The organism is Streptomyces triticisoli (assembly GCF_003270085.1).
Lineage (GTDB): Bacteria > Actinomycetota > Actinomycetes > Streptomycetales > Streptomycetaceae > Streptomyces > Streptomyces triticisoli.
In genome coordinates this window covers 1-14,034 of record NZ_QFDQ01000075.1, presented here as the reverse complement: position 1 = coordinate 14,034, position 14,034 = coordinate 1, and the positions used below count along the sequence as shown (strand labels likewise).

Genomic DNA, 14,034 nt, shown 5'->3' with positions numbered 1-14,034 from the left:
CGGGCACCTGGTGTGCGCGCCCTCCGACGCGAAGATGCGGCGCCTGGACGCGCTGGCGATCCACCGCGTCGCCCCCGGCCGAGAGGTCTTTCTCTCCCGTTGTTTCATCCGGGAATCTCTGGTTGGTGCGACTTTGCGGGGTCGCGTCAGGAGATGGTGTCCTCGCTGGCGAGGCGGCGGTGGAGCATGAGCCAGCCGTGGGTCCGCTCGACCGTCCAACGTTTCGGGATCCGGGTGAAGTCCCTGGTCCCAGGGGTGCGAGCGATAATTTCCAGATCGACACCGAGGGCGGTGGCGTGCTCGATGAGGTGCTTGCGGTAGCCGCCGTCCACCCGTGCCTTGCGGAGGGTGGGGTGGGTGGCGGCGACCTGGGTGATGCGGCCACCCGAGGTCCAGGGCCCGGCGGCGGCGCTCAAGCGCCAGACCGCCGGGACCGGCTCGATCAACTCACCGAAGGTTTTCCGCCTGTCCTCAAAGCGAAGCCGGCGCGGGATCGGGTGAGGGCGGTGTCCGTAGTCATATCGGGGCACGTGGAGGAAGACGCTGGGAGGCGACGATGGCGCATGAGCGGATCGGTCTGGCTGAGGTGCTCACCGCGGCGGAGGACGCCGCGCCGGTGGCGTCTCTCGATGTGGTGGCGCGCAATCTGCGCGACCGATTCGGCGCGCGGTACGTGTCGTTCCTGTTCGTCGACATCGTTGGCCAGAAGATGGTGCGGGTCAGCGAGGAAGCGGCTACGCAGGAGGGTCACCGCGCCGACCAGATCGACCTGCCCGGCAGCGTCCACGACGAGGTCCTGCGCTCCCAGAAGCTGGTGCAGGCCCCGGACGGCGAGCAGGGGCGGTGGGTGATCGCCCCGGTCACCAACCGCGGCGACACCATCGGCGTACTGGAACTGTTCCTCCCCGACATCACGCAGGACGTGCTGGAGCAGGTCGAGGAGGTCGCGCACGCGCTGGCCTACATCGTCGTCACCGACCGCCGCTTCACCGATCTCTACCACTGGGGCCAGCGCACCACCCCGGTCAGCCTGGCCGCCGAGATCCAGCGCCAGCTCCTGCCCTCCGCTCCCTCGTGCGAAGCAGCCGAGTTCACCCTCGCCGGCGCCCTGATCCCCGCCGACAGCATCGCCGGCGACACCTACGACTACACCCTCGACCACGACACCCTGCACCTGTCCATCACCGACGCCATGGGCCACGACGTCGACGCCGCCCTCATGGCCACCCTCCTGATCAACGCCTCCCGCGGCGCCCGCCGCGCCGGAACCGGCCTGGCCGAGCAAGCCCGCCGGATCCACCAGGCCCTCATCGACCACGGCCGCCAGACCTTCGCCACCGGCCAGCTCCTGCGCATCGCCCTCGACGGCAGCGGCGCCCAGCTCGTCAACGCCGGCCACCCCTGGCCCCTGCGCCTGCGCGAGAGCACGGTCGAGGAAGTGCGCCTGGAGGTCAACCTGCCCTTCGGCGTCCCCGCGCCTACGCTCTACCGCGTGCAGGACCTCGACCTGCGCCCCGATGACCGCCTCGTGCTCTACACCGACGGCCTGCAAGAACGCCAAGCCGAGTCCGTCGACCTGCCCGCCCTGATCCGCGACACCGCCGACGAGCACCCCCGCGAGGTCGTCCGCAACCTGACCGTCACGGTCACCGACGCCTGCGGCGGGCATCTGGCCGACGACGCCACCGTCATGTGCCTGGACTGGCACGGCCCCCGAACCCGCGGCCGCCACGCCCACGCCGGAGCCGACCGGTGACCAGGGAGCCGACCACATCGCGGCAGCAGCCGCTCCCCCGCATCCCACGGCGGCCGTGCGGTCTGCTCACATTCGCGCGTGTGTGACGGCGGCAGTACGGCGAGCGGCCCAACTCCGGCGGGGTCGACGGCGTACCGGCCCGGCGCCCCGCCTCACCCCTCCTCAGCCAGCCTGCCCTCCGTGGACTCGCTGCTGGAGTTCGCCTCAGGAATCAGAAGGTCGCAGCTTTCCCAGCACATGGCTGCTTTGGCCGGCTGTCATCAGGCGGACGACGGCCTGGCGTCTGCGATGCCGGCGTGATCAGCTCAGCATGTGCGCGCGAAGCGACCGGCCGGCTCGATGGCCGGGGGTGAGGCGGGACGCCGTGGTCGACGCCGGGCTCAGGGCAGAATGGAGTCGACGTAGCCGCCGTCGACGCGCACGGCGCCGCCGGTGGTGGCGGAGGCGTGCGGCGAGGCGAGGTAGACGACCATGTTGGCGATCTCCTCGGGCTCGATGAGGCGCTGCAGCAGGGACTGGGGACGGTACTTGACCATGAACTCGTGCTGCGCCTCGTCCCAGGACAGCTCGTCGCCGACGAGTTCGCGGACGAATCCCTCGACGCCGCCGGTGCGGGTCGGTCCGGCGATGACGGAGTTGACGGTGACGCCGGTGCCGGCCGCGTCCTTGGCGAACCCGCGGCTGACGGCGAGCAGCGCGGTCTTCGTCATGCCGTAGTGGATCATTTCGGCGGGGGTGACCACGGCCGAGTCGCTGGCGAGGTTGAGGACGCGCCCCCAGCCCCGTTCCTCCGTGCCGGGCAGGCAGGCGCGGATGAGCCGGACGGCGGAGAGGAACATGGCGCGTTTGCGCTGCCGGTTTCCGGTCCGGAGGACGTGGTGGCCGGGGCGGGGCCGGCGTAGCAGGCCAGGTGGGCGGCGCTGGGGAACGAGGTGCCGTCGCCCACGGTGACCAGGAGGAGGGCGGCGGTCCTGACGCCGACTCCGGGCATCGAGGCCAGGACCTTGGCAAGGGGGTGGGCCTGCAGCAGGGCGTTGATCTGGGCCTCCAGGGCCCGGCGCTGTTCGTGGACGGCTCCCAGCGAGCGGGCCGGCGACGGCACGACGTCGAGGGTGCCGGTCCCGGGCACGACGACGGTCTGCTCGTCGAGGGCGTCGAAGATGTCGCCCGCCAGGCGCTCGGCCATGCGCGGGGCCTTGGGCGGATCAGGCTGACCAGTGGGCGGCGGCCGGCCTTGCGCAGGGCCTGCGGGGAGCCGAAGCGCTCCAGCGGATGGGGGACGGCGGGGTGGTCCAGGCGCGGGCCCAGGACCCTCTCCAGGGAGGGGTGGAACTGGGTGCGAAGGCCGCGCAGGCGGTCGGAGGCGCGGGTGGCCTCGCCGGTGAGGTCCTCGTCGAAGCCGGTCGGGACGGTGAGCCGGGCGGCGGTCTCGTCGGCGAGATCGAGGGCGCGCAGGGTGTGGCGCATGGTGTGGGCGGCGTCGGCGATGACGCGAGCGTCGGTCTTGGCCTCGCCGGGGTAGAGGTCGGCGATCCGCCGCATGGCCGGCCCGCGGCCGCTGCCTGCTCGCCGTGCCGCAAGACCTGACCACACGCCCGCAAACGGCAGCCCCACTCCTCGGACGGACCGGCCACGCGCCGGAGTGTGCCCCGGGGCGAAACACCGCGCCCTGCGTTTCCGGTCCGGCGGGCGGGGCTACTCGCCTCTCATTCAACGCAAGGCCCCGGGAGGACCGGATGACGCATCGAGGCCCTGGACCTGTCCTGTCGGCGCTGGATCGCCTGGAGCGGTGGACCGGCGCCGACCGGGTGATCGACGCCGTCCAGCAGAAGGTGCGGTCCGTGCCGCTGGGGGCGGGGCGGGACGCCCTGCACGGGCGCTGGCTCGGTCACCCCGTGCATCCCCTGCTGGTGCAGGTTCCCATCGGTTCGTGGCTGTCCGCGACCGTCCTGGACCTGCTGCCCGGAGTCCGGCGGGGGCCGCGCGCGCTCATCGGCATCGGGCTGGCCACTGCCGTTCCCGCGGCGGTGGCCGGCTGGGTGGACTGGGCCGAACTGCATCGCCAGCAGCGGCGGGTCGGTCTCGTCCACGCCCTGGCCAACGGTGCTGCGATATCACTGTTCGCCGGATCTCTCGTTGCCCGCTCCCGCGGCCGGGAGAGAGCCGGGAAAGCCCTTGGCCTCGCCGGGCTGAGCGTCACCGGGCTCGGTGGTGCGCTGGGCGGGCACATGGCCTACCGGCAGGCATCCGGCGCCAATCACGCCGAGTACGTCCCCCACGTGGTGACCCCCGGCTGGCACCGCCTGGGAAACGTGGCCGACTTCCCGGTCGGGCAGGTGGTACGCCGACACGTGGACGAGGTGCCCGTCATGGTCGTGCACGAAAACGGGAACGTGGTGCGTGTCCTGGCCGATCGGTGCAGCCACATGGCGGGGCCCCTGTCGGAGGGTGAGATCATCGACGGCTGCGTCCGCTGCCCCTGGCACGGCAGCGCCTTCCGGCTGGCCGACGGGTGGAACGTGCGAGGACCGGCGACCGCGCCGCAGCCCGCCTTTGACGCGCGGATCGTCGACGGCGCCGTTGAGGCGCGGCTGCGGCACCTGGGGACGAAACCGCGTAACGCCGGATGACCCCGTCAGGCCGGGGGCTGCTTGAACCACGTCCTTCGCGATGAGGCGGGCGTTGGCCGGGTACGGGGCGGGGAGCGTGGGACTGGACCGTGCCGGACGGCTTGTGGGAGATCGCCGAGCCGGCGATCCCGGAACAGCCGAAAAGGCATATGCAGCCCACACGGACATGGTGTGTCGTCCGATTGCCGGACGACACCCGCCTCGTGGCACGTCTCGGTCGGCTTCTCAGGCGGTCTCGACCTCGTGGTCACCCGGGGGTGGGCGCCCAGCGGCGCCTCGGCCTCGTTCACCGGCTGCTGCGGGTGCCGGACCGGATCGCGTTGTCCGGCATTGTCCACGTCCTGCTCAAGGGCGTGGCCTGGCGCGATGTCCCGGCGCCCGGATCGTGGACCGTTCCGGCGTGACCAGCCGGCGTCGGCTGCGGGACTGGACCGGGGCAGGCGTCCGGCCCCGCCCACACGCGGCACTCCTGACCGGACCACGGATGATGTTGGGATTGCTGGAGAGGGACGACTGCGCGATCGACGGTTCCCGCGTCGGGTCCCTCAAAGGGTGGATGCTGTCGGGCTCTCGCCCGCCGATCGCGGCCGTCCCGGCTCCATGCACCACGTGATCGCCGATCGCCGGGCACCCCGCCGGCTGCAGGAGTTCGGAAACAGGCTCTGGCCTTGTTCTTCGACCTCCCTCTTCCGCACTCCCCAGACCGGGGACCAGTGGACCTGGCTCGTCATCACCATCCACACCCGGCTCCGGCTCGTTCGCCCGGTCGCCGTCGCTGTGATCCGTCTCTGGCGGACGGTGGCCGTGGGCGGTGACGTAGTGCGCGATCAGGAACGGAGCAACACAGGCGATGCCGAGTTCGCCGAGGGGCGGGACGTTGCCGTCGCAAGTCCGCGTCAGCACGACGCCGCCCCACTGCCCTGGTCCGTGTCTGCCGTCCGTCAAGGGTACGGCGTCGGTGGCTGCCGGCCGAACGTGGCGGTGTTCAGCAGGCGCCGCATGGTCAACGCGATCGGGCGTTCGACGAATCGATGCGCGAGATACGACAGGACGACAAGGCCGCTGACCGTGATGCCGACCAGGAGCAGCGGGTGGAGCAGGTCGCCGTAGTGGTACGCGATCGTCATTCCGATCGTGTCGTGCAGCAGGTAGAGCGGAAAGGTCATCGTGCCCGCGACGGTCAGCCCCCGCCAGCGGATCCGACGGGTCCAGCCGAGCGCGATGGCAGCGATCAGCAGGAAGAACCCGGTGACCACCAGGACCAGCCAGCCGCGCCACGGTGACCAGGTGTCCCAGTTGTTGCGGCCGCCGGTGGGTGCCAGGAGGAAGTGCAGGGCCAGCAGCCAGGACATGGCGACGATGCCCCACAGCAGCGGTGTCGGCCGGTACCGGTACATGAGGTAGAAGGCCATGCCCGCGATGAAGTACGGCGCGGACGTGGGGTTCGCCACGAGGGTGAGCAACGGGATGCGGGCGGCCGGCGCGAGCACCGCGGCGACCGTCCACCACCCGCAGAAGAACACTACCCGTCGGTAGCTGAGGCCTTTCCACACCACGGCCGCGAACGTGAGGTAGAAGCAGAGCTCCGGCCAGAGCGTCCAGTAGACCGGGTCCAGGTTGGCCACACCCAGCGGGGTCTGCAGCATCGTCAAGTTCGCGAGGAGTATCCGCGGGTGGGGGCGCCCGAACGGGCTGTCGACGCAGTAGACGACACACGCCGATACCACGATCGCGATCCAGTACATCGGGTACAGGCGGGTGACGCGCGAGACGAAGAAGTCGCGCGGGGTGCGCCCCCACGCGCTCATGCAGATGACAAAGCCGCTGATCAGGAAGAACAGGTCGACACCGAGCCGTCCGAAGGCGAAGTAGCGGTGCAGGTCCGGGAAGGTGCTCTCGTAAGGGCGGCCCCAGATGGACTCCATCGCCCCCGGGGTCTGGCCGATGAAGTGGAAGAGCACCACCGACAGCGCCGCCAGGAACCGCAGCCCGTCCAATGCGGCGAGCCGCTCCTTCCGGGCGCCCGCCCCGGTCGCCGCCGTCCGGCCCGTGGGCGTCGTCAGCGGCAACAGCGCCACTGCCCGCGCGGCCTCCCCCTCGTTGCGCGGTCCTGTGGTCACGTCGGCCGATACCCCGCGATCCATCCGGGTCATGCGTCTTCCGTTCCACGTCGATCGTTCGCCGGCGGGGCCCGGCCTTGGCGCATCGGCCACATGCCCGGCGGCGGATCGCACCGTTGTCGAACTCGTGTTGCTTCCGCTTCAGGCGGGTGACGGCACCGTCCTGGCCCACAAGCCGCCCGTACCCACTGTCAACCGGAAGACGCGGGGGCCATTCGGATGAGAGCCGGCCCGCGCACCTTCTCCAACCGGGTCCTGCCCCGCCCGGACGGGCGCCGGTGGATGTGCGGCTCGGCGGACGCGCGGGGACCGATTGTGGTGGTTCCACGCGCCGCCGCGCCCGTCGGGGCGGGGTCAGGGCGGTGCCGGCCCGGCGACACGTGGACATCAGTTGGTCGTGGTGGCCGGGTGAGGCGTCGCGGTCCGGCCGGGCCCAGGGCTCGCCGGCGCATCGCGCGAGGTCGGCCGGGGCTGGGGCGGTCCCGGTCACGCGGGTTGACACGCCTGCCTGATTCACGAGATGCCACGCCTTGTCCGCCGTGGTCATCATGGTCATCCGGGCCCCGGCCCGGCCGTCAGAAGCGTCGGACGCAAGGGGAAGGGTGATGACCATGGAGCTGTTCCCGCCGATCCCGCTCGCCGAGTGGCGCGACACCAAAGAGACGCTCCATCGTTTCGCGCAGATCGTCGGGAAGGTCCGTCTCGCCGCCAGCACCCGGCGCAACCACTGGTGGAACGTTCCGTTCCACCTCACGGGGCGCGGCATCACCACCCGCCCGATGGGACAGGTCGACGGCAACCCGATCTTCACGGTGGACTTCGATTTCGTCGCGCATCAGCTGGTCGTTTCGACCCTGGACGGCCGGGAGATCTCCGTCCCGCTCATCGGCCACTCCGTGGCGTCCTTCCACGACGCGGTCATGGGCTCGCTGGCCGCGCTGGGCATCCGGGTGCGGCTCGACGTGCCCAGGCCCTTCGATCTGCCCGACTCCGGCCGGCCGTTCGCCGAGGACACCGAGCACGCGGCCTACGACCCCGCGCAGGCCAACCGCTACTGGCGGGTCCTCAGCCAGGTGGCGTCAGTACTGGAGGAATTCGCCGCAGGGTATTCGGGGAAGGTGAGCCCGGTGCACCACTTCTGGCACACCTTCGACATCGCGCACACCCGGTTCTCCGATCGTCACATCGATCAGCCCGAGCAGATCGACCCGGTCACCCGGGAGGCGTACTCCCGGGAGGTGATCAGCTTCGGCTTCTGGTTCGGCGACGACACCTTCCCCGAGCCCGCGTTCTACTCCTACACCGCTCCGGAGCCGGCACACCTGGCCGAGGAGCCGCTCCAGCCCACGGCGGCACACTGGACCGCCCGGAACAACAGCCACTTGGCCATACTGCCGTACGAGGAGGTCCGCACCGAGGCCGACCCGCGTGCTGCCGTGCTCGTCTTCTACGAAAGCGCCTACCGGGCCGGTGCCCTGCGCGCCGGATGGCAGATCGATGCACTGGCATGCCCGGGCGGGGTGACGGACCCGCAACTGCGGCTCCACAAGCCCCGCCCCTCTTCCGGCTGAGGCCCTGCAGCAGCCGCGCACCGCATGCCGGAGTGCCCCCGCGGCCACCTCCCCGTTCAGATGTCGGTGCGCGCCAACTCGCCCTCGAGCAGCCCCGCCGTCTGGCCCACGCGACAAGGGAGGCCGTTCGGCGAACTGGAGCCGCGCCGGGCAACTGCCGGTCGCGGGCACACTCACCACCGGTGTGTAGCCGGACATACCCCAAGAGCAGGACCCGGTCGGCCGCACGGCACCCGCACGCCGGCCTGACCGGCGGCCTTCGCCGACCGGCTGCGGTTCCTGCCCCGCCCGGCGGACGGGCCTGCGCCGGACGCCACTGCGGCCGTCCACCGGTGCACCGTCTCCGAGGCTGTCGACACCCTGACACGGCGGCGGTCCAACGCGGCTGTCGAGACTCAGCGCGAGGCGCTCGCCGTATGGCAGCCGTTCGGCGACGAGCTGCTCGTCCACTGGCTGCGGACGGTGCGGGACGGGCGGGTCCTCGAACTCGTCCCGGATGCCGACTGGCTGGCGCACGGCGAGGTCCTGCTCGCCCGCTACCGGCTGCTCGCCGCGGAACACACCCGCTGCACCAAGCATCGCAACCCCAAGGAGAATCCGGGTATTCTGCGCGGCGCGCTGGAGGAGACCGTCGCCGGACGGCCGCTGGACGCGCGCCGGCTCGGTCTGCTGCGGCATGTGGTGGAGTCCATGGTGCGGCGGCGCGGTCTGCCCGGCTCCGTTGCGCACACAGCCCTGCGTCGGCGCCAGGCTGAGCAGGCGGCGCTTCCTTCCCACCACGCCCTGGCCCAGCTGATGCTGCGTCGGCTCGCCGTACTCCCTCAGGAGACGGGCATCACCGCTGTCGCCCCGCTCCTGGGCGCGGTGACCGAGGAGGAGAGCCGGGAGACCGGCCTGCCTGCCGGAGCAGTCGTACCGTCCACGATCCGCCAGGTGGTCGAGTCCGTGCTGAGCGCACCGCTCGGCACGCTCACCGAGGCGGGAACCCGCCATGCAGAGCCGGCCGGGTGCCAGGGTCCGTCTTCGAACGGGGACGGTCGACCCCGGACTGGTTGAGTGGATGGAGTTCGACACGGGTTCCGCGACCGCCGCGGTGAAGACATCCGAGTAGACGGCGGGCGACGTTGTGCCTGCGCAGCAGTCGGCGTCCGCGTCCAGCGGTCAGCGCCCGTTCGGCCGGCTACGTCACCGCGGTCAGCGTCGCGTAGACCACGACGTTGCTCAGGTAGCCGGTGCGCTTGGTGTAGCCGCCACCGCAGGTGATCAACCGGAGTTCGGGCCGGCCGGAACTGCCGTAGACCTTCTTGCTGGGGAACTTCTTCCTGTCGTAAAGCTCGACGGCGCGGACGGCGAACACCGCTGTCCGCCGGTCCGCCCGGCTGATCTCGATGGTGGCGCCCTCGGTCAGGGCGCCGAGATTGTAGAAGACACCGGGGTCGCCGGTGGGTGTGTCCACATGCCCGGTGGCGATGGCGGTCCCTGCCGAGCCGGGAGCCGTGCCGTCGCCGTACCAGCCGGCGAAGCCGGGTTTGTCATGTGGTGGAGTCCGGAGCGCCCCTGCCGCATCGAGGCCCACTCGTGTCATCGGGGCGTTCACGCCGATGGCGGCGATCCGGAGCCGGACCGGATCCGCGGGGGGCAGCAGATGGACCGTGGGGCGGGTGGGGTCTGCAGGGGTCGAGAAGGCCTGGGCCGCCGATGGCTGCGGTGGCCCCTCGTCGTGCGCCCCGCTGATCAGCAGCACCGCACCTGCCGTCATTGCGCAGGCCAGAAGGAGCACTGCGGGGATGAACGGACCTCGGGAAGCGCTGGTGTGGTGTCTGGGTGCCATCGCGGTCGAGCCTTTGCTTCACGGCGGGTGCGTGGTAGCGGGTGGTGTGGGCCTCCCGGTGGGCGGGCCTCGCGGCCACCGGATCCATTCCGTTCCGAGGGCCGGTTACAGGCCGAAGCGGACGGGGCCGACCGGCAGGGTCGGACGGTCAGGTCCGGTTGTCGTTCGGGCGGCGGCACATCCAGACCACTCCCCCGGCGGCGGCCGTGACGAGCAGCCCACCGCCCAGGGCGAGCCCCATACCTGTGTCTTCGGCCGGTCCGAAGCCGGCGCTGACCGAGCCGCTCGGAAGGCGGCCGGTGACCCGGTACGTTTCCGTGACCTTGGTCCGTGGCGGACACTTCAGGGTGACTGTGTCGCTGCTGCCCGGCCTGGTTCCTTCCGGGATCTGGAACTGGCCGGTGAGTACCCCCTCCTGGTCGCCTCCGAAGAGATGGAACTCTCCTCCCACCTCCGACCAGCCCTTGCCGTAGTCCGCGTCAGGGTCGCAGGCCCTCGTACTGACCGTGACCGTGGAACCCGGGTAGGCATTCCACGAGTCGATACGGACATCTGAGTCATCAGCGGCGGCAGCGGCTGGGATCTGCAGTCCGAGGGCACCGAGAGCCAGGCCGATACTTGCACCCATGTGTGTGTAACGCATACGAATCCTCCAACGGAACAGTGTCCGGCCTGTCTGCGCGGCGCTTCTCCTGTGTTCTGCTCACGAGGCAACCGACAGTGCGACAGTTCCGCAACCTGACGAAACGCCACATGTGTCATCCAGTCAGGTGCCGCGGCGTGCCCTCTTGATCGCTTACGCAGGTCACCGATGCGAAGATCATCAATACCCATCACCCACCACCCCGTCCCCCATAGCGGTGAAAGCCGACCGGGCGGTCTTGCACGGTGCGGTCTGCCTCAGGCAGCCGCGCCGGGGGCGGCGTGACCTTCCTGCGGGCCGGGCGTCGTGCACGGCACACGTGCTGACGTCACCCCCTGCGGACGCGCATGCAGACGAGGGGCCCGGACCGTGCCCGACCTTCGGACCCCTCCTGCGACCTGTCGGTGCTCCGGCCGCCTTGCTCTTCCTGATGGAGGCCGAAGCGTACGATCACCTCCTCGGCCGATCCTGTGGAGGGCTGACCACCAAAACCCACCTCGCCTGCGACGGCAAGGGCCGCCCCCTCGCCATCCTCGTGACACCGGGCCGGCGTCACGACAGCGCCTGCGCACGGCCTCTGTTGGAACGGATTCGCGTTCCGCGCGCCGGCCGTGGCCGGCCACGCCACCGACCCGGCTGTGTGATCGCGTACAAGGCTTGCAGCTCTCGCGGATTCCGCGGATACCTGCGGCGCCGCGGGATCGCACACACGATCCCTGAGAAGACGGATCAGCAGCGGCACCGCCACCATCGCGGGAGGCGCGGCGGCCGGCCACCAGTGTTCGACCGGGAGACCTGCCGTCGACGCAACACCATCGAACGCCGCTTCAACCAGCCCAAGGGCTTTCGCGGCATCGCCACCAGATACGAGAAGACCGCCACCTCTTACGAAGCGGCGGTCGCACTCGCATCGTCCCTTCGTGGGCAAGCTCCGTTTGAAGACGGACCCTGGAACGCTCAGTACGCGCTCACCAGCAGCGTGTCGGCGCTGCGCGGCCCGTCGGTGGTGGCGGGCAGCACGTCGGTGGTGATGTCGGTGGATCCGGCCTCGTTGAGCAGCCCTCAACGGGTTCCTGTTCAGTAGTCCAGGTCCAGGTAATCGATGTCGTTGATGGCCACGTCCGACAGTCCCCTGGCGCGGCCTCCGCCGTCCTGGAAATAGACTTCCTTGAACCCTTCGGCGATGATCCGGCGCATCTGCTGGTCGCCGGCCCCGGCGTCCCGGGCGTCGAACAGGCGGCGGGCGTACTCCGGGGGGAGGTGCGCGGTGAGGCGGCGGAACCGGCCGTCGTCGGTCGTGCCGATCGGCGCGGTGTAGCCGAAGCGGGCCCGGGTCTCCACCGTGACCCCGCCCGTGGTGGCGGCCTGCTTCCGGCGGCGCTTGCGGACCTGGGGCTGCCAGCGGACCCGTACGGCGGCGTCGATCTTCTGCCGGATGTCCTTCGGGGGATTCTTCCGGGCACCGCGCCGGTAGCGGTTGACGGAGTCGGCAGTGATGCCGAGTTCCTGCGCGACGGCCTTCGCGGACTTCATCTGCTTGAGCAGGAAGCCGATCTGGCCCTTCAGCGTCTTGGGCGGCCGGCGGGTGAACGCCTCCTGGTCGGCGCGCTCGATGGCGTCCTCGATCTCTCCCACAGCGTCAGTTCCCTTCGGGGACGGGGTTTTGGCCGTCGGCGCCGACCAGCTGGAACCAGTTCCCGCGCGTCTCGCGCAGGACGCGCCGGTGTCGGTGGCCGCGGCCTACTCGCCTTCGTCAAGGACGGCGTCGCCGCCCCTGATGTGGCGGGCCGGGTTGAGGCCCTTCTCCATCAGGTCGACCGCCCAGAGCATCTCCTGGACGCCCTCCAGCTTCGCCAGGCCCGGGCTGGGCCCGAGGCGGAAGCCACCGGGCTGCGGCTTGCCGGAGGTGCTGTAGGGCAGGAAGTCCAGCGGCGAGGGGCCGGAGCTCGGGTAGACGACGCAGTCGGACAGCACGGCGAGCGGGTACAGGCCCGTCATCCGGGACATGTTCAGCAGCTTGCGGTGCATGTTGACCCGCGCCTTGCTGATGACCGCGGCCCGGATGTCCGGGCGCCAGGTCGGGCGCTCCAGGGCCGGCCACCGGTCGCCGTCCTGGTAGTGCCTGCCCTGCGGGCGCTCGCGCAGCTTGCCCACGCCGCCCTTGACCGTGGCCTTGATGGCGGCCAGGGCGGCGGCCAGGGCCGGGTCGACGTCTCTGTGCCGTTCCATCGCCGCGAGGAACGCGCGGTCGTCCAGGTCCCGGGTGACTCCGAGGTCGGCGAGAGTGTCGACGTAGGCGGTCTTGAGCCGGTCGTGCCACGGGTCCAGGTACGCGCCGGTCTCGCGGCGCAGGTACGCCTCGACCGGAGCGACGTTGCAGCCGAGCTCCTGGGCATAGGCGACGGTGTGCGTCTGGTACCACGCCGGACCCGTCGGGCGCTCCCCGGCCGGCGTGAACGGCGACGGCAGTCGCGGGTCCAGCTCGACATGGCTCAGGTCGACCAGCCAGGAACCGGGCACCTTGGGGTTGAACGGCGGGTTCACGAAGTGCTCGGGCTCCGACAGGCCGACGACCAGGCGGGCCGCGGCGGCGAGGAACGCCGTGTTCAGGTCCAGGCCGACCGCGTACGGCAGATGGCACTCCTCATCGGTGAGCAGGTCCACCGGCCGCACCCACTGGTACGCCTCCTCATCGAGGAAGCCGCCGGTCCATCCGGAGTGGACGACCACGGGGTGCTCGGGGGTGGCCTCCGGTGGTGCCGGGTCCATCGGCCCGGTCCCCAGCGAGCCGGGGTTGCGGCCGGAGACCCAGTTGCCGGTCGTGGGATCCTGCACGGCCTTCGTGGGTGGGCGCAGCGCGGTCATCAGCTCCAGCCCGGAGACGGCCGTCGAGCCGCGTGGGGTGATGACGCACTGGGCGTAGACGCCGAGGACGCGGGCGATGCCGGCCGGTTCCATCCGTGCGGCGCCGGGCCAGGACCGCTCATCGAGGGCACCCCAGGACAGGATCGCAAGCTGCACGCACTGCCGCTGGGTCCCTTGAGCCTTGCGGTAGATCCGTGCCCATGGGCCGAACCCGCGCCGCGTGAGCTGCCACTTCGCGCGTCCGATCTGCTTGACGACCGGGTGGTCGTCAAGCAGGCGCAGCAAGCGGCGCTGCTCGTGGCCCTCCAGGCGTTCCGGCAGCCCGAGCTTCACGGCGGCCGACGCGGTGAGCACGATCAGCGAGTCGCTGTCCTTGCCGTAGCGGTGCAGGCGCGGCGCACCGAGACCGGACTCGCGCAGCGTCCACTCCACCAGCTCCGGAATGGTGGTGGCCGGGCAGTCGAGCACGATGCCGTCGACGCCGTACGCAAAGCCGTCGCCGTCCAGCACGGCGAGCGGGCCGTGCGGGAAGCGCGGGTCCACGGCGGGCTTGGCGGCCTTCTTCGCGGCCGGGCGGCGCGACGACGCGGCCGGGCCGCGGGGGGGCCGGACGCTCCG

Annotated in this window: 10 protein-coding genes and 5 pseudogenes; 6 read left to right on the top strand and 9 right to left on the bottom strand. The window is 71.0% G+C overall.

Going from position 1 to position 14,034, the window contains the following annotated elements:
• Positions 1–161: 161 nt before the first annotated feature.
• Positions 162–380, bottom strand: a pseudogene (locus DEP02_RS13725) (IS5 family transposase); the annotation flags it as partial.
• 176 nt (positions 381–556) lie between these two features.
• Here DEP02_RS13725 and DEP02_RS13720 point away from each other — a divergent pair.
• Positions 557–1,756, top strand: a complete 1,200-nt coding sequence (locus tag DEP02_RS13720; protein WP_112467609.1) for a PP2C family protein-serine/threonine phosphatase — start codon at positions 557–559, stop codon at positions 1,754–1,756.
• A 380-nt stretch (positions 1,757–2,136) separates the two neighbouring features.
• Here DEP02_RS13720 and DEP02_RS33995 read toward each other — a convergent pair.
• Positions 2,137–2,589 (bottom strand): annotated as a pseudogene (locus tag DEP02_RS33995) (SDR family NAD(P)-dependent oxidoreductase); the annotation flags it as partial.
• Positions 2,563–3,307 (bottom strand): annotated as a pseudogene (locus DEP02_RS33990) (IS110 family transposase); the annotation flags it as partial. The pseudogenes DEP02_RS33995 and DEP02_RS33990, both read right to left, overlap by 27 nt.
• A gap of 185 nt (positions 3,308–3,492) precedes the next feature.
• Between DEP02_RS33990 and DEP02_RS13710 the strand changes: the two are divergent.
• Together DEP02_RS13710 and DEP02_RS35840 are read left to right on the top strand one after the other, a co-directional pair.
• On the top strand, positions 3,493–4,386 hold the full coding sequence (locus DEP02_RS13710) for a Rieske (2Fe-2S) protein (protein ID WP_112467608.1): 894 nt from the start codon (positions 3,493–3,495) through the stop codon (positions 4,384–4,386).
• 257 nt (positions 4,387–4,643) lie between these two features.
• Positions 4,644–4,790, top strand: coding sequence for a hypothetical protein (locus DEP02_RS35840; protein WP_157977439.1), 147 nt, complete (start codon positions 4,644–4,646; stop codon positions 4,788–4,790).
• Positions 4,791–5,327: 537 nt separating this feature from the next.
• On the opposite strand, the gene DEP02_RS13705 is transcribed toward DEP02_RS35840, so the two are convergent.
• Positions 5,328–6,506 (bottom strand): acyltransferase family protein, encoded by a 1,179-nt coding sequence (locus tag DEP02_RS13705; protein WP_232839093.1) that lies wholly within the window; start codon positions 6,504–6,506, stop codon positions 5,328–5,330.
• A gap of 611 nt (positions 6,507–7,117) precedes the next feature.
• Between DEP02_RS13705 and DEP02_RS13700 the strand changes: the two genes are divergently transcribed.
• Positions 7,118–8,077: a DUF5996 family protein gene (locus DEP02_RS13700; RefSeq protein WP_112467610.1), complete on the top strand. Its 960-nt coding sequence runs from the start codon at positions 7,118–7,120 to the stop codon at positions 8,075–8,077.
• A gap of 258 nt (positions 8,078–8,335) precedes the next feature.
• Positions 8,336–9,061: pseudogene (locus tag DEP02_RS13695) on the top strand (hypothetical protein); the annotation flags it as partial.
• A gap of 37 nt (positions 9,062–9,098) precedes the next feature.
• Here DEP02_RS13695 and DEP02_RS34665 read toward each other — a convergent pair.
• From DEP02_RS34665 to DEP02_RS13680, 3 genes and pseudogenes are all read right to left on the bottom strand, one after another.
• A pseudogene (locus DEP02_RS34665) lies at positions 9,099–9,221 on the bottom strand (transcriptional regulator); the annotation flags it as partial.
• Between the two features lie 36 nt (positions 9,222–9,257).
• On the bottom strand, positions 9,258–9,836 hold the full coding sequence (locus DEP02_RS13685) for a class F sortase (RefSeq protein ID WP_112467606.1): 579 nt from the start codon (positions 9,834–9,836) through the stop codon (positions 9,258–9,260).
• A 220-nt stretch (positions 9,837–10,056) separates the two neighbouring features.
• Positions 10,057–10,536, bottom strand: a complete 480-nt coding sequence (locus DEP02_RS13680) for a sortase (protein WP_232839092.1) — start codon at positions 10,534–10,536, stop codon at positions 10,057–10,059.
• Between the two features lie 445 nt (positions 10,537–10,981).
• Between DEP02_RS13680 and DEP02_RS13675 the strand changes: the two genes are divergently transcribed.
• On the top strand, positions 10,982–11,635 hold the full coding sequence (locus DEP02_RS13675) for an IS5 family transposase (RefSeq protein WP_232839095.1): 654 nt from the start codon (positions 10,982–10,984) through the stop codon (positions 11,633–11,635).
• Here the strand turns inward: DEP02_RS13675 and tpg are convergent.
• A complete protein-coding gene (gene tpg, locus DEP02_RS13670; protein ID WP_112467603.1) occupies positions 11,629–12,186 on the bottom strand; it encodes a telomere-protecting terminal protein Tpg in 558 nt (185 codons plus the stop codon). The genes DEP02_RS13675 and tpg overlap by 7 nt on opposite strands.
• 105 nt (positions 12,187–12,291) lie before the next feature.
• On the bottom strand, positions 12,292–14,034 hold a 1,743-nt coding region (gene tap, locus DEP02_RS13665), incomplete at its 5' end, for a telomere-associated protein Tap (protein WP_112467602.1).

Excerpts from the sequence above, each read along its gene's own strand:
- DEP02_RS13720 (WP_112467609.1), top strand. The coding sequence starts at position 557 with ATGGCGCATGAGCGGATCGGTCTGGCTGAGGTGCTCACCGCGGCGGAG.
- DEP02_RS13710 (WP_112467608.1), top strand. The coding sequence starts at position 3,493 with ATGACGCATCGAGGCCCTGGACCTGTCCTGTCGGCGCTGGATCGCCTG.
- DEP02_RS13700 (WP_112467610.1), top strand. The coding sequence starts at position 7,118 with ATGGAGCTGTTCCCGCCGATCCCGCTCGCCGAGTGGCGCGACACCAAA.
- DEP02_RS13685 (WP_112467606.1), bottom strand. The coding sequence starts at position 9,836 with ATGACGGCAGGTGCGGTGCTGCTGATCAGCGGGGCGCACGACGAGGGG.
- DEP02_RS13680 (WP_232839092.1), bottom strand. The coding sequence starts at position 10,536 with ATGGGTGCAAGTATCGGCCTGGCTCTCGGTGCCCTCGGACTGCAGATC.
- DEP02_RS13675 (WP_232839095.1), top strand. The coding sequence starts at position 10,982 with ATGGAGGCCGAAGCGTACGATCACCTCCTCGGCCGATCCTGTGGAGGG.